The organism is Pseudohaemophilus paraphrohaemolyticus (assembly GCF_003253115.1).
GTDB classification, from domain to species: Bacteria; Pseudomonadota; Gammaproteobacteria; order Enterobacterales; family Pasteurellaceae; genus Haemophilus_A; species Haemophilus_A paraphrohaemolyticus_A.
In genome coordinates this window covers 57891-75246 of sequence record NZ_QEQF01000006.1, presented here as the reverse complement: position 1 = coordinate 75246, position 17356 = coordinate 57891, and the positions used below count along the sequence as shown (strand labels likewise).

Genomic DNA, 17356 nt, shown 5'->3' with positions numbered 1-17356 from the left:
TGCGTTAAATTTCATTAATAATACGATAAACCCAATTCTCCAATGGATCTTTTAACCGCACCATTTCCGCGTGCATTTCCTCCAACATCTCTTTCTTAACCGCTTTATATTCGGGTTTGTAGAAGAGATTGTGCATTTCCGCAGGGTCGTTTTTCACATCGTAAAGCTCGCCTACGTCGGAAGCGTTGAACACCAATTTGTAATCTTTACGGTGCCACATACGTTGTTCAAAATAGACAAAATGCCCTGCAAGTTGAGCTAACACGCCTTTGCGTTGGTTGTCTTGATGTTCACGCACAATCGGCAAAATGCTTTCGCCTTCAAAGGTGGTTGGGATTGGCTGTTGGGCTAAATCATACACCGTAGAAGTCAAATCGTGCAAATAGACAAGGTTATCATCTTGCTGATTGCTGCGATTGGAATTTGGGTCTTTAATAATCATCGGAATGTTGTAAGTGGTATCGAACATAAATTCGCCTTTTTCAATCATTCGATGTGCCCCCATCGCATCGCCGTGGTCAGCGGTGGCAACAATGAAGCTGCTGTCGTAAATGCCTTTTTCTTCAAGGAAAGCGAATAGTTCGCCAATGGCATCATCAATCAAGGTAATGTAGCCCCAGAATTTGGTAATTACTTCTTTCCAGTGGTCTTCGCTGGCTTCCCACATTCCCCACATTTTAGAAATGGTGCGGTAGTGGTTCGGTTTGCCTTCAAGCGGTTTAAAAAAGCTCTCATCTAGCACCACATCTTCTTTGCGATACATAGAGTAATAAGGCTCTGGCACAATGCACGGTGTGTGCGGGCCCCAGAAGTTGATCCACGCAAAAAACGGTTTGCCTTCCGCTAAAGATTGCCCGATATATTTTTTCGCTTCATCAATAATGAAATACGGAATGGTTTGCTCTTTAGTGCCAGAAAGTAAGCCACAAAGCTCTTGCACGCGTAAGTGTGGGTTGTCGCCAAAATAGGCATTACTCACTTCTGGGATTTCATAGCCTTTTTCTTCCAGCCACTCTTTATAGCGGTTAGAGTGGGTTGGCGGTTGGTTAAACACAAGGTTTTTATACACGCCACTACCAGGGTAGCCGTAGCCGTCAAAATTATGCCCTTGAATGCCATAATCTTCAGGCACAGATTTGGTGCCAACGTGCCATTTTCCCACCACATAGGTGTTGTAGCCTTCTAGTTTGCCGATGTTTGGGGCTGATTGAGAAATCTCACCCGTGCCGCCTTTTTCACCGTTACGAATAATCCCGTGTGTGGAAGGCATTAAGCCCGTAAAAAGTGAAGTACGAGCAGGCCCACAAACCGATGCAGGTGTAAAAGCGTTGTTAAACCGCAAGCCTTCCTTGGCTAGACGGTCGATATTCGGGGTTTTCACAATTTGATGACCATACGCCCCCAGCATATCTTTGCGGATTTGGTCTAAAAGAATGTAAAGAATGTTCATAATATCTCCATTACTCTGTAGAGTGTGTGAATTTGAAAAATTCACGCACGCAAGCGGTTAAAAATGGTGCGTGGATTGCAAACAATCCACACACCCTACGATTATTCCGCTTTCGGTTTAAACACAAACCATACAATCACTTGTAACACCGCATATACGCCTAACACCACGCTTGGGTTGCCTGTTTCGGAAGCTAAGCCAATTGGCGATAAGAAGGCATAAAGTGCGAATAAACCAAGAATTAATGAGATGGAAGTCACTTTGATGTATTTCCAGTTGGTTAAGTCCACATCGCCTTTGTTGACGGTGTTTTCCACATAAGGTTCGCGTTTTAAGAAGATGCCTAACACGAGCATTAACACCACATCGAACACGAACAAGCCACCCATTACATACACGAAGTTAAGTTTAACTTGGAACACCCAAACGATGCAGAAGTATAAAATAACGTGAGCAAGCAAGGCGATTCGTGCGGCTAAGCCAGACACTGTTTTGTTGAATAAACCAACAGCGAATAATGCTACGATTGGAATGTTCACGAAACCTGCGAAACGTTTAGTGATTAAGAAGATACCATCTGTTCCGAACATCAAGAGCGGTGCGAAAATCATGGTAACAATCGCCATAATAGTAGAGACTTTTTTCGCGTAAGCAATTAACTCTTCTTCTGAACGGACTTTTTTGCTGATGGATGGCAATAAGTCTTTACAGTAAATGGTTGCCGCAGAGTTTAAGAATGAGTTGAAGGTACTTAAAATCGCACCGAACAATGCCGCAATGAAGAAGCCCTGCAACCAAGTTGGCAACACTTTATTCACAAGCAACGGATAAGATGCGTCAATTGGATTCACGCTATCGCCCAAAATGTGGAAGCTGAGCAAACCTGGTAAGTTTAAGATCACAGGCAAGGTAAGCAAGAATAATGCCGCAATCAAAATCCCTTTTTGACCAGATTTTAAATCTTTCGCCCCTAAGCAACGTTGCACGATCGCTTGGTTGGTCGTCCAATAGAAGAAGTGCACCACCATAATTCCTGTGAAAATCGTCGGCCACGGCGTTGCATCCGTTTCGCTACCTATCGCATTCCACTTATCGACGTGCGTGGTGGTAATGGTGTGTAAGCCCGCAGAAAAACTGCCATCGCCCAAATACATCAATGCAAAGAATGGCACTAGCAATGCCCCGATAACTAAAATCACCGCATTGATGGTGTCTGACACCGCTACGGCTTTTAAGCCACCGAAGATCGCATAAATTGCCCCGACAACGCCAATCGCAATCACCGTGTAAGTAATTGCCGCCCCGTAGCTCAAGCCGAATGCTGTTTCAAGGTTGAAAATTTTGTTAAACGCAATCGCCCCTGTGTAAAGTGCGGTTGGAATTACGATTAAAAGATAGAAAATCAAGAACAGTGTGGACATAATCAAACGGGTTTGACGGTCGAAACGGCTCTCAAAAAATTCTGGCACAGTGGTGTAACCGTTACGCAAATAGCGTGGCAACATATAAAGTGCCAAGAAGCAGAGCGGAATCACGGTTGGCACTGTCCACGCAATTACCGAGAAGTTACCTTTATAAGAAACCGCATTCACACCGATAAGCTGTTCGGTGGAAAGCGAGGTTAATACCATTGAGCAACCAATTACCAAGCCGCCCAAGCCACGTCCTGCAAGGAAATAGCCTTTTGAAGTAGAAAGGTCATCCCCTTTAGTTTTGAGCCATGAAATATACGCAACTAATGCAGTGACGATGATAAAACTAGAAATCGTTAGCCACATACGCTCCTCCTTTAGGAAACATCTAAAATTATGGTTAGATTACTGCAATGTTTTCGATTAGTTTATGATGCTTGTCATATTCGCAGTGTGAGTCTGATCACAAATTCGAAACAAAACTTCATTTTTATGTATTTTATTGGATGGTTTATGAGCGTGATCATATTTTCCTTTTTTGTTCTCATTATAATCAGCGACAAATTATAAAAGACAAAAGGAGCAGATAATGAGCATCACCTTAATTTTAATTCTGATAGGTTGTGGCATTATCACCAACATTATGTCCGCCATTTTCGGCATTGGCGGCGGCGTATTGATGGTACCTATTCTTTACACCCTCTTTCCCGAATTTCCATTGCAAATGGTCGCCGCTACCTCACTGACCATCGTAATGGGCTCTTCGATGATTAACCTCGTTTATTTTTACCGCCAAAAAGTAGAAATAAACTACAAAGCGATGTTGATTTGGTCGGTAGGAATGATTATTGGCGTACAGCTCGGTTTTGAAGTGAGTTTTTACGTGCCCGACATCGTGATTATCAGCGTTTTTGTCATTACGCTTTCTGCCCTAGCACTTCGCACCTTAATGAGCAAACAAGCGATCGAAAACGACAGTCAAAATGCAAACGAAACCGCAAAAGGCATCGGGCTTTGCACCTTCGGCGGCTTTATTGCAGGAATGACGGGTATTGGCGGAGGTTCGATTATGGCACCGCTTATCGGGCAGCTCAAAAGCGTAAAACCGCATCAAATCGCCCCTTATACCAACTATATGATGGTGATTGGCGGACTCGGCAGTTTGTATGGCTATCTTACCAAAATCCCGTCGTTTCATTTCGGTTGGCAAGTGGGCTACATCAACTTTTCTGTAGTGCTGATTGTTGTGTTCAGTGCCTTTATTACTAGTTTCTTCTCAATGAAAATCCGCGGCAAACTCTCGCCCGCTTTAGTAAAAAAACTGCTCGGCATTATTTTGTTGGTAATTGCGACTTATATGTTGATCGTACATTTGATGAAATAAAAAACAAACAGTGAAATTTGCAATTTCTTTTACAAATTTCACCGCTTGTAAATATTATTTTTGTAATTTTTTGAGTAAATCGATTTCTCTTTCTAGCCCATTTATAATTTTATCTTTTTGTGCTAATAATTCATCTTTATGGCTTAATATTAATTGTAATTGTTGAATAATTTGATCTGTATTTCCATTCCCAACTGCAAAACAAAAATTATTAGAATTACTAAAATCATTATCGGTATTGTTAAAATAAACTTTCTCAGTTTCCCCCATAGAGAGCAACTCACAAATATCCATATCAAATACTTCAGAGATTTGTTCTAAACGAGATAGATTTGAACGCACTTCACCTCGCTCAATTTTCCCATAACCTGTTACCGACATCCCTAATTTATCCGCCATATTTTCTTGCGATAACTGGTATTGTTCGCGTAACTGACGGATTTTTTCATTAATTTTCATACTCTACCCTCTCAAGGTAAATAGTTACCTTAATTCGGTAACCGACTGTAACTGTTGATTTATTGTATATAATTTAGACCAAATTATAATAGTTTTGGTTTTTTTCTCCTACTTTTATTTATCGAGGTCTTTATGAAACTAAAAAATGTAACCCTTGCAGCAGCACTTTTAGCCGTATTAACAGGCTGTGGAAGTAGTGGTGGCGGTTCAAACACACCAAACACTAATCAACCAACCGCTCAAAATGAGCAAGCTCGTCAGCAAGTAACTGATGCTAAGAAAGCAGAAGAAGCTCGTAAAGCAGAAGAAGCTCGTAAAGCTGAAGAAGTACGTAAAGCAGAAGAAGCACGTAAAGCAGAAGAAGCACGCAAAGCTGAAGAGGCTCGTAAAGCAGAAGAAGCACGCAAAGCTGAAGAGGCTCGTAAAGCAGAAGAAGCACGTAAAGCCGAGGAATACCAAGCAGGATTATTAAAAGCACAATCAATAAAAGAAACAAAAATAGGGCAGGCACTTCCTTATCACTTAGGAAATAATGAAATCGGATATATTGATCGTAGCAAACAAAGCATATCTCAAGATGGTAAATTAACTAAATTTTCTGGAGGAACATATATTTATAATCAACCCTACTCTATTGTTATTGCAAATACTGAAAGTGAGAATATTCAAAATGATGTTGATTTAACACCTGAATGGTATGCTTATGATGTGGATGTTGCAGGTTTAGCAACCGAGGAGAAAAATATTCCAACGAATGGAAAAGCCACCTATATTGGGCAAGGATTTTTTAATGGATCTACTGCAACATTTATATATAACGTAAATTTTAATATTAAAAAAGGTCAAGGTAGATTAACTGAAATGGGTGGCTCAGGAAAATTAACCTTACAAGAAGCAGATATTAAGCGTATTAATTTAAAAGGTAATAATATTATTGGCGTAGAAGGAAAAGCAGAATCATCTTATAATCATTTAGTTGATGGTCACTATCAATTAGGATTCTTTGGTCCTAATGCAGAAGAAGTTTCTGGTTTAGCAACTTTCTCTATGGAAAACAAGAGAGAAACTGCTGGAACAACAAAAAATGATCATAATAAATTTGAGTTTGGTTTAGGCGGCACCCGTGGCGAAATTCAAAAATAACCTTTCTGTAGAGGCGAATTACATTCTCCCTAATATTCCACCGATGTTTTAGAGCAAATGCGATTTACCCCCTACAAGAAAATGCCGTTTAAAGTGGATTTAAACGGCATTTATTTTTCATCATACCCCAACAAGGTAACTTATCATAACTGCAAGTATATGGTTCATTTTGAATTGCAAACCTATAATTCATCATTTCTTTTCTCATCTGTAATATCATGAAAAAACTCGCAAACTTTCTTATTTTTCTACCGCTTGCAGTTCAAGCGGAAACCTTTCACGCACCTCAACCTGTTTTCTTTGAGAACAATACTTTGCCTAAACAGACTGAACCACAAATAAAAACGCAACCAAAAACAGAAAATCCGCCTGCCCCTTCGTTTGCCCTTTCTGATGCAGACAGCATCAAAACCAAGCTCGAGAAGTTGATTAACTATGGTGTAGTAAAGCAACAATGGCATTTGTTGAAGCAGCTACTGCCGTTGTATCAACAGCAGGCGGATTATGATGAAACGCTTTATCGTTACGCAATGGGGGCGATGTTGCGGGCGGAAAAAGAATACTCACAGGCAATTTCGCTTTATCAGCAGATTTTAGCTGATAAGCCAGAGTTAGCTTATCCTCGGTTTGATTTGGGTGTGATGCTGTTTGAGAATAAACAATATCGCCAAGCAAAAGCGGAGTTGGAACGTGCTAAGCCCGAACTTTCACCACAAATGCAGCAACTTACCGAACGTTATATTCAGGCGATGGCAGAGCGGCAAAGTTGGCAGCCTGATATGGAGCTGCAATATACTCAAACGGATAACGTAAATAACGCTTCTTCTCAGCAAGATATTGTGTTAGGCGGCTTGCGGTTTAAAAAAGATGCGGACTCCTTGCCACAAAAGGCACACGGCTTCCGTTATGGTGTGGGCGTGAACCGTGAATTGAATGTGGGTGGCAACCATTTTGTTACCGCAAACGGTCGCTTTAGTGGCGTGCATTATTGGGATAAGCAAGATTACAGCGAAAAATCACTTTATGCTTCGCTTGGCTATCGTTACCGTTCGGCATTGCAAGCGGTCGGATTTTCCCCATTTTTTGAACAGAACTGGCTCGGTTCACCACGTTATAGCAAAAATTACGGGGTAGTTGCAGATTTCCGCCGAGAATTGACCGCTTACTGGGCAATTTCAGGATCTTTTTCGCATACGCAAAAACGCTATGCCGATGCTTCTGTCGCTCGGCGTCATAATGGTTATCTGAACGGTGTTTCACTTTCGTTAAGTTATCAAGCCAAGCCGAATTGGTTGCTATTGGGTGGCGTGGAAGGTAGTGTTGATCGTAGCAAAGATAAAGCGGAATCTTCTCTTCGCCGTGGGGTGAATGTTGGTTCGGTGTGGGAGCTTAAAGAGTTTGTCAGCCGTGTTAGCTTACGTTATGTGAAGCGAGATTTTCGTGCGGAGAATTTTTATTTTCCAACCAAAAAACGTCAAGATAAAGAATATAGCTTGAATGTTTCGGTGTGGCATAACCGTTTGCAATGGCAAGGTTTTATGCCGAAGTTGAATTATCGCTACCGCAAAATTGATAGCAATATTCCAGAATTTTATTCTAGAAAAAGTGGCGAGTGGTTTGTGTCAGTAGAGAAAGATTTTTAGCCCCCTTTTGAAACAACAAGCGGTGAAATTTGCAATTTCTTTTACAAATTTCACCGCTTATGATATTCGCTGTTCGCTGATTAGAGCAACAACGCTGATCCCCATTTGATGATATCAAAGAAGAATTTATTTTGGTTGGTGGCAACGCCATCGCTGTTTTTCTTGTCGTCGCTTGCGGTTTTTGTTTCTTCCACCATTCCGCTTTTGTATTGCCCTTTAACGACCGCTAAATCATCGCGGGCTTGTGCTCGCAGTGTTTCGCATTGCTGGGCTGTTAGAGGTTGTAGCTCGGTGGGCTTATCTTTAAATTTTTTGAATTGATATTGTGCATAGCCCATGGATTTTTCATCGGATTGTAGAATTTTGACATATTCTTCGCCAATGACTTTTTCAAGCGGGTAGAAGAAAACATATTGGGCATGGATATAGCTATCTTCTTTTGAAAAATGATCTTGTTGAATACGGGTCAAATTTGGATAAATACATTGACGAGCCTGTTCGCTTTCTGCCACCCATTTTTGTGCATCTTGGTCAGAAAGGACATAATCTGCATCTGCAAATTGACCTGGAAATGCCTCTTCTGGTTGATTGTTGGAAGAGCAAGCGGTTACTATGAATGGTAATGCGAAAATAAACGATTTTTTAAACATAGAATTTCCTTAATTAGAGTTTGATAAACCCATCATAAATATGCGTTGCATCACCTGTCATATAAAGCGGGTGACCAATGCCCTCCCATTCAATCCAAAGTGAGCCACCGGGTAAATCCACCTGCACTTTGCTATCTAATATGCCTTGCATAATGCCGACGGCAACCGCACCACACGCACCGCTGCCACAGGCTTGTGTTTCGCCCGCACCACGTTCGAAAACACGGAGTTTGATATGATTGCGATTGAGCACTTGCATAAAGCCAATGTTAGCTCGTTCTGGGAAGCGTTCGTGGTTTTCAAGTAGTGGGCCGAGTTGTAACACAGGGGCAGTATCAATATTTTCGACTTGCAATACACAGTGTGGATTGCCCATCGACACAACGCCGCAGAGCACAGTTTGTAGATGGGTACGGAGAATGTAGTTTTTCTCGAATTTGTTGGCAGTAAACGGCACTTGGGCGGGTTCCCAAATCGGTTCACCCATATTTACACGCACTTTGCCATCTTCTTTCAGGCTTAAGGCCATTTTGCCTTTAGCAGTACTGACGTGAATATTAGGCTTGTTAGTTAAGCTTTTTAATGTCACGAAACGGGCAAAACAGCGCGCACCGTTGCCACATTGTGAAACTTCGCTGCCATCGGCGTTAAAAATGCGGTAGTGAAAGTCCAATTCAGGATCGTAAGGGGGCTCAACTAATAGAAGTTGATCGAAGCCGATACCACGATGACGGTCGGAAAGTTGGCGGATGATGTCAGGCGTGAGAAACACGTTTTGCGTGACGCCATCGATCACCATAAAGTCGTTACCTAAACCGTGCATTTTTGAAAACTGCATATTTTTTCCTATTTTTTGATTTTAATTAAAATCTAATCATTAAGATTAAATTTTTTTATGCTATATTATTAGCGATTTTTAATCAGTTATAACCTCAAATTATGAGGATTTTTCTCTAAATTACAACGGAGTTTTTCAAATGTCTACAATGTTTCTTGTGCAATTCGCCATTGTGTTGCTCTGTATCTTAGTCGGTGCACGCGTGGGCGGGATTGGTTTGGGTGTGTTTGGTGGCTTGGGGCTTGCCATTCTTTCCTTCGGTTTTGGCTTAAAACCAGCTGGTTTGCCGATTGATGTAATGTTTATGATTATGGCGGTAGTTTCTGCTGCGGCTGCAATGCAAGCTGCAGGCGGTTTGGATTATATGATCAAAATCGCAACCAACATTTTACGGCGTAATCCGAAACATATTACATTTATCGCACCGCTAGTTACGTGGACATTTACTGTATTGGCTGGAACAGGACATGTTGCATATTCGGTTCTTCCTGTGATTGCTGAAGTAAGTCGTCATAGCGGTATTCGCCCAGAACGCCCTCTTTCAATGGCAGTAATTGCTTCTCAATTTGCCATTGTTGCAAGCCCAATTGCAGCAGCAGTTGTTGCGGTTGTTGCATTCCTTGAGCCACAAGGCATTCACTTAGGTGATGTGTTGATGGTGACCATTCCATCTACTCTTGCAGGTATTTTATTGGCGTGCGTATTTGTGAACAAAATGGGCAAAGAGCTCAAAGATGATCCAGAATATCAACGCCGTTTGAAAGATCCAAAATATGCAGATATCTTTAATTCAACCACAAGTTCTACGGAAATTGAAGTGAGCAAAACGGCAAAAGTGTCTGTTTCACTCTTCTTATTCGGTGCATTGCTTGTCGTGTTAATGGGGGCAATGCCTTCACTCCGCCCAGTTTTTGATGGCAAACCAATGGGAATGGCACACACTATCGAAATCATTATGCTTTCAATTGGTGCATTAATTATCTTCACTTGTAAACCAGATGGCACAGAAATCACTAAAGGTTCTGTTTTCCACGCGGGTATGCGTGCGGTAATTGCAATCTTTGGTATTGCGTGGTTAGGTGACACCTTAATGCAAGCACATATGAGTGAAGTAAAAGGTTTAGTAGAAGGTTTAGTACAAACTGCACCTTGGGCATTTGCTTTTGCATTATTTGTACTTTCTGTGTTGGTAAACAGCCAAGGTGCGACAGTAGCGACCTTATTCCCACTTGGTATCGCATTAGGCATTCCTGCGCCTGTTTTAATCGGGGTATTTGTAGCAGTAAATGGCTACTTCTTCGTGCCTAACTATGGTCCGATTATTGCATCAATTGACTTTGATACCACGGGTACAACCAAAATTGGTAAATACATTTTCAATCATAGCTTTATGCTTCCAGGCTTATTAAGTATGGCATTCTGTTTAGTATTTGGTTTAGTATTGTCTAACGTATTACTTTAAGTATGTTTGGGTATGTAAAACATGCCCAATGTTATTTATATGAATAAAACCGCTTTCAAGCGGTTTTATTTTGTTTCATATTTACAAATTACTCTATAAAATCAACCGCTTACCACCATTCTAGTAAGAATAATTCCCATCACAGTCAATAAAATTCCACCGACCAAATGCAATCCTAACGTTAAACTAAATTCCAACCATTTTCCTGTTAAGAGTTTCTCACTTAATTCCGCAGAAAAGCTAGAAAAAGTGGTGAAACTGCCAAGGAATCCCGTGATAATCAGTAATTTCTGCTGATCGTGCAGCGATAATCCCATTACAATCCCAATCAACAAACAGCCCGCCCAGTTGGCAATAAGTGTGCCGAAAGCGAAACTGGTAAAAATCGGGTTAAGCCATAAACTAAGCAGCCAGCGGGCGATAGCACCCGCTACAGCACCGACGGAAATCAGTAATACATTCATCATTGTGTTACACCAAAAACAGATGAGGAACGAGGTTCATTATGCCCACCGTTGCAATTGAAAGTAGCAAGCGAGAAGCCCCGAAAATAAAGCCGCGATGCGTACCATTGTCGAATTTCACCAGCAAATTTGCCATTGCCGTGAGAGCATAAACCTCAATGACGGTGAAAATTACTAAGTAAAGATAAGCAGTGTAAATTGACAAATAATGTAAAGTCAAAAACCACGGAGCGACAATCCCGACCGCTAAAATTGGTGCAACCCAAGCGGTCTGTTTTGGAGTAAGGTTAATTTTACGTGAAAAAGTGCTTTGTAAAAGCACAGTCAATAAACCATTCACAAATAGTGCAATGGGCGAATGTTCGGGCAAGCCGAGTTTGTTGTCGAACAAAAACGGGAAAATCACGAAAAACGAGGTTGCTATCGAAAGCGGGATAAAAAGCATCAAATGCACAAAGAGAAAATCTTTGGTCATAATGTCACGGATTTGCGAAAAGCGAAATTTCACCAATTTTTGCACCGCTTGTATTTGCGAAAACGGCTTAATCATCAGCACAAATAAAATCGCTTCAATCGCAAAGCACGCCCAAATGAGAGCATTGATGTGATCGTACTTAATAAAAGGAATCACCAAAAGCGGGGCACCCATTGAGGACATTGATGTGACTTTGAGATATTTGCCTTGTAGACGTGTTTTCTCAGCATATTCATTGCCCGCAATTGCGAGTAAACAGGCTTTGGCGTTCGTGCCGAATAAGCAACTCCCTAGACCAAAACAGGTGGTAGCGAGCAGCAAGAGAAAGTAGTGATCTGCAGAGAGGAAAAAGATGTAAGCAAGCACATCTAAAAAGCAGCCAAGCAACATCATTTTGGCAAGCCCGAAGCGATCGCCCCAGATACCGGCAAAAATGGCAAGTGCCTGATTGCAGAAAAACAGTAGCGAGAGCGAAAAAGCGATTTCGCTGTTGCTCAGTCCTTTTTTCTGAAGGTAGATAAAAAAGACCGTTTGCATCGAAAAAAACGCTAATGTCGAGAAAAATCGGCGAATCAAGAGAAGTTTTTGTAGGTACAGCATAAAATTGAGATTAGTAGTGCGGCGGTGGCGTTTCCTCTTCACGCGAGGCTACGTTGCTTGCTGAGATGCCTTTGAATTTTTCCGCCAAGTGGCGAACTTGGGTCTGGAGTTTATCGAGGGCGAATTGTTGATCGATCAAAGCTTGATTTAATTCTTCGATCGTTGCCTCTTGAAAGGCAACTTTGGTTTCAAGTTCTTCAATTCTGTTAAATAATTCAAGATCTGAGGGCATTTTTAATAAAAAAGGTTGTCTAAAAAAGAAATACACTTTACTCTATTGAGCTATATCTTACCAATCTTTTATGAGGAATATAGGATGTTAAACAAAAAATTTACTTTAGTTGCAACATTAATGGCAACATTGGTTGCAGGTTCTGTGATGGCAGAGCAAAAAGCGGATAAAAAATTCGTGGATGATTCATCATACGCAGTCGGCGTGTTGATGGGTAAAAATATCGAAGGGATTGTAGAATCTCAAAAAGCGGTTTTCACTTATAACCAAGATAAAATCTTAGCAGGTGTGCAAGATACCTTGAAAAAAACAGGTAAATTAACCGATGAAGATTTGCAAAATCAATTGAAAGCATTAGATAGCTACCTCTCTTCACAAGAGCAAAAAATTCAAGCGGAAAAATCAAAAGCAACGATTGAGGAAGGCGATAAATTCCGTGCAGAATATGCAAAAACAGCAGGCGTGAAAAAAACGGATTCTGGCTTATTATATAAAATTGAAAAAGCAGGCGAAGGGGCAAGCCCAAGCAAAACGGATGTGGTTAAAGTGCACTATAAAGGTACATTACCTGATGGCACGGTATTTGACAGCTCATACGACCGCAATGCCCCTGTAGAATTTCAATTAGATCAGTTAATCCCGGCGTGGGTTGAAGCCATTCCAATGCTCAAAAAAGGTGGAAAAATGGAAATCGTCGTTCCACCTGCATTAGGTTATGGTGATCGTTCGGCAGGTAAAATCCCAGCGAATTCAACCTTAAAATTTGAGGTTGAATTGTTGGATTTTAAACCAGCTAAATAATTAGGTAATGTGTAGGGTGGGCTTTTAGCCCACCATTTTTTATTTGCATATCAACAGTTAATTGGTGGAATAACCCCCACCCTACAATCAAATGAGCACTTTCACTCCCTACACCGACGAAGATCACGCTATTCTTGCCTCTTACTTCCCCGTGATTGACGGCATTGCCGCCCTTTTAGGCGAACATTGCGAAATCGTGTTGCATTCGCTCGAATTTCTCGAACATTCTGCTATTTACGTGGTAAACGGACACAACACAGACCGCAAAATTGGCTCACCATTAACCGATAAAGCTCTACGTTCATTGCACAATATGCAGACCGACAGTGTCTCGAAACCCTACTTTACCCGTGCCAAAGGCGGAGGCGTATTGATGAAATCGGTCACTATCGCGATTCGCAACCGCAAACAGCACGTAATTGGCTTTATCTGCATCAATATAAACTTAGATGTGCCGACCTCGCAGTTCCTAAATGCTTTCTTCCCACCTCACGAAGAGAATGATACTTCAGTCAATTTTGCCAGCTCGGTGGAAGATCTGGTAGCTCAAACTATCGAGCGCACCATTGAAGAGGTGATGAGCGATCGCGCGGTTGCCAACAACAACAAAAACCGCCAAATAGTGGTGTCGTTGTATGAAAAAGGCATTTTCGATATTAAAGAGGCGATCAACCAAGTAGCGGAACGGTTGAATATTTCTCGCCATACGGTTTATCTTTACATCCGCCAAATTAAACAGGGTGCAGAAGAGAAAGGGGACGAATAATGCAGTATGTGTTAGCGGTAAAGGGCGAAGTGTATGGCGCACAAGCGGCGTATTTAGCCTATCAATTTTCAGAAAAATTGCTGGAAGCAGGGCACGAAATTCGCCAGATTTTTTTCTTCCAAAATGGTGTAAGCAATGCGAATGTGTTGGTTAATCCTGCTAGCGATGAAGTGAATTTAGTGGAACATTGGAAAAGATTGGCAGAAAACCACCGCTTGTCATTGCATCTGTGCATCTCTGCTGCACAGCGTCGAGGCATTGTCGAAGAAAACCTTGCCGAACCTTTTATTTTGGCAGGCTTAGGCGAATTTAGCCAAGCTGTGCTCAAAGCCGATAGATTACTGACTTTTTAACATGAAATATAAACTTGCGATTTTATTTACCCAACCACCGTTTGGTTCTAGCATCAGCCGTGAAGGGTTGGATGCCTTGCTTGCCGCTAGTGCTTTTTGTGATGAAGAAGAGCTTGCTATCTGTTTCCTTAACGATGGCGTATTTAATCTGCTCGCCAACCAACAGCCTGAATTGTTACTCCAAAAAGACCATATTGCGACCTTTAAACTAATTGAGCTTTACGACTTAACCGAATGCTTTGTTTGCCAAGAAAGCCTTGCAGAACGCGGATTAGACAATTCAGAGCTTGTGCTAAGAGAGGCTCAAAAAGTGAGTAAAAATAAGTTGTTTGAAGTGTTGCATCAAGCTAAAAAAGTGCTGACGTTTTAGGCAAATATGAGGAGATAAAATGCTTTATACTTTATCTAAAGCCCAATATGACAAGCAAGAACTTACCACCTTGCTTGCACAATTACAGCCCACCGATGCCTTGCTTTTATGGCAAGACGGCGTGTTACAAGCGGTCAAAAATCCGCAACTTTTTACAAACCGTAAAAATGTAGTTGCTCTTGCCCAAGATCTCCAAGCTCGAAATCTAACCACTACCGTTGAAACTATTTCTCTTGAGCAAGCGGTAAAATTAACTGAAACGTTTTATCCGCAAATGAGTTTATAAACGCTATAAAGCACAAAAGGCTAATCGAAAGATTAGCCTTTTGTTTCTGAAAAATCAGAGAATTATTTTTTCAATAAGTCACGAATTTCAACAAGTAATTTCTCTTCAGCTGTTGGCTCTGGTGCTTTTTCTGGCTCTGGTGTAGGGGCTTTCTTAAGTGAATTGATGATTTTCACCATGCCGAATACAGCAATCGCGATGATTAAGAAGTCGAATACGTTTTGAATGAACGCACCGTATTTCAACATTACCGCCTCTGCACCTTCTTTTGCAGGTGCAATTTCGATTGCTAAATCTTTGAAATCCACGCCGCCGATGATCCAACCGATAGGTGGCATAATCACATCACTTACTAATGAAGAAACGATTTTACCAAACGCACCACCGATGATCACACCGACTGCCATATCAACTACATTGCCTTTCACGGCAAATTCACGAAACTCTTTTAAAATGCTCATGTTGTTTTCCTTAAAATAAAAAATCGCCCACTATTGTGAACACGCGGGCGATTATACGCATTATCTTATTTTTAGATAGAAAATTTACATCTCTTTACTTTAGCCCCACATCCAACAACTTCCCAAACTGTTCTACCTGCGCCCAATCAGTAAATTCATACTCTTTGCTAGCATCAGTTTCGCCTTTGGTTAGCTTCATAATGAACTGAATCATCACACGATCGAAAAACTTATAACGCGGGTAAAGTAACGCCCCTGCAATCACTTCCACGTATTTGGGTTGCCACGCAATTTTGGCGAGGAATTTTCGCACGTAAACATTATTTTCAGCCGTTCTGCGGCTCGGTTTGCGAGCGGTTAAATTTACGCTGAAAAATGCAGATTTTTTCTGATTTAATACTGCTTGATGCTCCGCCACAAACTGATACACCAGCGGATTAAAATGCCCATAGCGAATTGATGCCCCAATCACAATTTGGTCGGCATTTGCTAATTTTTCGGCAAAATCGACCGCTTGATCTTGCAGTGAAATCACTTCTACATCGTGACTGATTTGCTCGGCAAGCTTGTCGGCAATCTTCTTGGTTTGACCATCGGTCGTAAAATATAAAATTAGGGTTTTCATTGTTAATCTTTCCAAAAAACAGGGCTTAAAATCACGAGCAAGGTAAATACTTCCAAACGCCCGCATACCATTGCAAAAGTCATTACCCATTTTGCCCCATCAGGCACTTGGGTGAAGTTGGTACTCACACTACCCAATGCAGGTCCAAGGTTATTTAGGCTTGCTAATACCGCATTAAAAGCATCGAATGACTGCATTCCGCACAAAATCGCCATCAACCAACAGAGAATAAAGACGAAAATATAAGCAGAGAAAAACGCCCAAATTCCCTCTTCAATGCGGTCGGAAAGCACAGATTTACCCAGCTTAATCGGCTTAATCGCATTTGGATGCACGAATCGGTGGATTTCACGGTTCATTTGCAAATAGAGCAGTAGCACGCGAATGACCTTCAATCCTCCGCCTGTCGAGCCTGCACAACCTCCAACAAAAGAGGCTAAAATAAGCAAGGTTGGTAAAAATGATGACCATTGGCTGAAATCTGTTACCCCAAAACCTGCAGTGGTGGAAATCGACACCGATTCAAACAACACTTGGTCAATGGTAGTATCAGTGGTGCTGAAATAGTTGTAAAGGCTGAGTACCGTCATGCAAATCGCAAACAACGCAATTTGGATAAACAGAAATGAGCGGAACTCGTAATCTCGCCAATAAAGGCGTTGCAACACCGAGCTTTTGCGTTTCTCTTTGGGATCTTTCAACTGGCTAAACAGGGTGAAATGTAAAGCGAAGTTGCAAGACGAAATCAACAAGAAAAAGACGGTAATGTAGTTAATTGTAGTGCTGTTGAAATAGCCGATGCTGGCATCGTGGGTCGAGAATCCACCAATCGAAATGGTCGCAAAACTGTGCGAAATCGCATCAAAAGGAGTCATTCCCGCTAGCCAATATGCTAGTCCGCACAAAATTGTGAGCGAAAGATAAATTTGCCACAGCATTTTTGCCACTTCCGCGATCCGCGGCTGCATTCGCTCGTCTTTGAGTGGACCTGGCATTTCCGCCCGATAGAGCTTACCCAAACCCATCATCGGGATAATCGCAATCGCCAATACGATGATCCCCATTCCGCCTAACCACTGCAAAAATTGGCGGTAGAATAAAATGGCTTTGGGCAGATCATCCAGCCCTGTAATCACCGTTGCACCTGTGGTTGTCAGTCCTGAAAAGGACTCAAAAATAGACTCACTGAAATTCAAATCTGGGTGTTCAAGCAGAATAAATGGCACAGCACCAAGGCTGCCTAACACAATCCAGAACAGCACCACAATCAGAAAACCCTCGCGGGATCGTAACTGCTCTTTGTAATCACGGCAGAACCACCAAAGGGTCGCCCCAACAGCAAAAGTGAGGGCAAAGGCTTCTAAGAACTCTCGTCCACCGCCATCGCCATAAATCAAGGCGACCGCCGCAGGCAACAGCATCGTGAGAGAAAAGCTCATCACTAACACGCCAACAATGCGAATAATGGTTAGAAATTGCATT

The 17356-nt window shown here is 41.7% G+C and carries 20 protein-coding genes; 9 read left to right on the top strand and 11 right to left on the bottom strand.

Annotation, left to right across the window (positions count from 1 at the left end):
- Window positions 1–4: 4 nt before the first annotated feature.
- Both DPV92_RS06890 and DPV92_RS06885 read right to left on the bottom strand, forming a co-directional pair.
- Window positions 5–1450, bottom strand: coding sequence for a sulfatase-like hydrolase/transferase (locus DPV92_RS06890; protein WP_111354236.1), 1446 nt, complete (start codon window positions 1448–1450; stop codon window positions 5–7).
- A gap of 101 nt (window positions 1451–1551) precedes the next feature.
- Window positions 1552–3228: a solute:sodium symporter family transporter gene (locus DPV92_RS06885; protein ID WP_111354235.1), complete on the bottom strand. Its 1677-nt coding sequence runs from the start codon at window positions 3226–3228 to the stop codon at window positions 1552–1554.
- Between the two features lie 223 nt (window positions 3229–3451).
- On the opposite strand from DPV92_RS06885, the gene DPV92_RS06880 reads away from it, so the two are divergent.
- Window positions 3452–4246 carry a sulfite exporter TauE/SafE family protein gene (locus DPV92_RS06880; RefSeq protein ID WP_111354234.1) on the top strand — a complete coding sequence of 265 codons (795 nt, stop codon included), beginning with the start codon at window positions 3452–3454 and terminating at the stop codon, window positions 4244–4246.
- Between the two features lie 54 nt (window positions 4247–4300).
- On the opposite strand, the gene DPV92_RS06875 is transcribed toward DPV92_RS06880, so the two are convergent.
- On the bottom strand, window positions 4301–4705 hold the full coding sequence (locus DPV92_RS06875; protein ID WP_111354233.1) for a helix-turn-helix domain-containing protein: 405 nt from the start codon (window positions 4703–4705) through the stop codon (window positions 4301–4303).
- A 132-nt stretch (window positions 4706–4837) separates the two neighbouring features.
- On the opposite strand from DPV92_RS06875, the gene DPV92_RS06870 reads away from it, so the two are divergent.
- Both DPV92_RS06870 and DPV92_RS06865 read left to right on the top strand, forming a co-directional pair.
- Window positions 4838–5848, top strand: a complete 1011-nt coding sequence (locus DPV92_RS06870; protein ID WP_111354232.1) for a factor H binding protein domain-containing protein — start codon at window positions 4838–4840, stop codon at window positions 5846–5848.
- 218 nt (window positions 5849–6066) lie between these two features.
- Complete coding sequence (locus DPV92_RS06865; RefSeq protein WP_111354231.1) at window positions 6067–7491, top strand: surface lipoprotein assembly modifier; 1425 nt, start codon at window positions 6067–6069, stop codon at window positions 7489–7491.
- 80 nt (window positions 7492–7571) lie between these two features.
- On the opposite strand, the gene DPV92_RS06860 is transcribed toward DPV92_RS06865, so the two are convergent.
- Together DPV92_RS06860 and dapF are read right to left on the bottom strand one after the other, a co-directional pair.
- Window positions 7572–8141, bottom strand: coding sequence for a DUF5358 domain-containing protein (locus tag DPV92_RS06860; RefSeq protein ID WP_111354230.1), 570 nt, complete (start codon window positions 8139–8141; stop codon window positions 7572–7574).
- A 13-nt stretch (window positions 8142–8154) separates the two neighbouring features.
- Window positions 8155–8979 (bottom strand): diaminopimelate epimerase, encoded by an 825-nt coding sequence (gene dapF / locus DPV92_RS06855; protein WP_111354229.1) that lies wholly within the window; start codon window positions 8977–8979, stop codon window positions 8155–8157.
- Between the two features lie 139 nt (window positions 8980–9118).
- On the opposite strand from dapF, the gene DPV92_RS06850 reads away from it, so the two are divergent.
- Window positions 9119–10441, top strand: a complete 1323-nt coding sequence (locus DPV92_RS06850; protein ID WP_111354228.1) for an anaerobic C4-dicarboxylate transporter — start codon at window positions 9119–9121, stop codon at window positions 10439–10441.
- 101 nt (window positions 10442–10542) lie between these two features.
- On the opposite strand, the gene DPV92_RS06845 is transcribed toward DPV92_RS06850, so the two are convergent.
- The 3 genes from DPV92_RS06845 to DPV92_RS06835 are packed head-to-tail and all read right to left on the bottom strand — an operon-like array spanning window position 10543 to window position 12212.
- Window positions 10543–10905, bottom strand: coding sequence for a fluoride efflux transporter FluC (locus DPV92_RS06845; protein ID WP_192574188.1), 363 nt, complete (start codon window positions 10903–10905; stop codon window positions 10543–10545).
- 7 nt (window positions 10906–10912) lie between these two features.
- Complete coding sequence (locus DPV92_RS06840; protein ID WP_111354271.1) at window positions 10913–11977, bottom strand: MFS transporter; 1065 nt, start codon at window positions 11975–11977, stop codon at window positions 10913–10915.
- A gap of 13 nt (window positions 11978–11990) precedes the next feature.
- Complete coding sequence (locus tag DPV92_RS06835) at window positions 11991–12212, bottom strand: SlyX family protein (RefSeq protein WP_005709196.1); 222 nt, start codon at window positions 12210–12212, stop codon at window positions 11991–11993.
- 84 nt (window positions 12213–12296) lie between these two features.
- Between DPV92_RS06835 and fkpA the strand changes: the two genes are divergently transcribed.
- The 5 genes from fkpA (at window position 12297) to tusB (ending at window position 14788) form a co-directional block, all read left to right on the top strand.
- Entirely contained in the window at window positions 12297–13013 is a 717-nt protein-coding gene (gene fkpA, locus DPV92_RS06830; protein WP_111354226.1) for an FKBP-type peptidyl-prolyl cis-trans isomerase, read from the top strand.
- Window positions 13014–13104: 91 nt separating this feature from the next.
- On the top strand, window positions 13105–13779 hold the full coding sequence (locus DPV92_RS06825; RefSeq protein WP_111354225.1) for a helix-turn-helix transcriptional regulator: 675 nt from the start codon (window positions 13105–13107) through the stop codon (window positions 13777–13779).
- Entirely contained in the window at window positions 13779–14132 is a 354-nt protein-coding gene (gene tusD, locus DPV92_RS06820) for a sulfurtransferase complex subunit TusD (protein ID WP_111354224.1), read from the top strand. Before DPV92_RS06825 ends, tusD begins: the two co-directional genes overlap by 1 nt.
- A 1-nt stretch (window position 14133) precedes the next feature.
- Window positions 14134–14502 (top strand): sulfurtransferase complex subunit TusC, encoded by a 369-nt coding sequence (gene tusC / locus DPV92_RS06815; RefSeq protein WP_111354223.1) that lies wholly within the window; start codon window positions 14134–14136, stop codon window positions 14500–14502.
- Between the two features lie 19 nt (window positions 14503–14521).
- Window positions 14522–14788 carry a sulfurtransferase complex subunit TusB gene (gene tusB, locus DPV92_RS06810; RefSeq protein ID WP_111354222.1) on the top strand — a complete coding sequence of 89 codons (267 nt, stop codon included), beginning with the start codon at window positions 14522–14524 and terminating at the stop codon, window positions 14786–14788.
- A 62-nt stretch (window positions 14789–14850) separates the two neighbouring features.
- Here tusB and mscL read toward each other — a convergent pair whose 3' ends face one another.
- The 3 genes from mscL to DPV92_RS06795 form a co-directional block, all read right to left on the bottom strand.
- Window positions 14851–15249 carry a large-conductance mechanosensitive channel protein MscL gene (mscL, locus tag DPV92_RS06805; protein WP_111354221.1) on the bottom strand — a complete coding sequence of 133 codons (399 nt, stop codon included), beginning with the start codon at window positions 15247–15249 and terminating at the stop codon, window positions 14851–14853.
- A 94-nt stretch (window positions 15250–15343) separates the two neighbouring features.
- On the bottom strand, window positions 15344–15874 hold the full coding sequence (gene hemG, locus DPV92_RS06800; RefSeq protein WP_111354220.1) for a menaquinone-dependent protoporphyrinogen IX dehydrogenase: 531 nt from the start codon (window positions 15872–15874) through the stop codon (window positions 15344–15346).
- Between the two features lie 2 nt (window positions 15875–15876).
- Window positions 15877–17355 carry a TrkH family potassium uptake protein gene (locus DPV92_RS06795; RefSeq protein WP_111354219.1) on the bottom strand — a complete coding sequence of 493 codons (1479 nt, stop codon included), beginning with the start codon at window positions 17353–17355 and terminating at the stop codon, window positions 15877–15879.
- Between the last annotated feature and the right edge of the window lies 1 nt (window position 17356).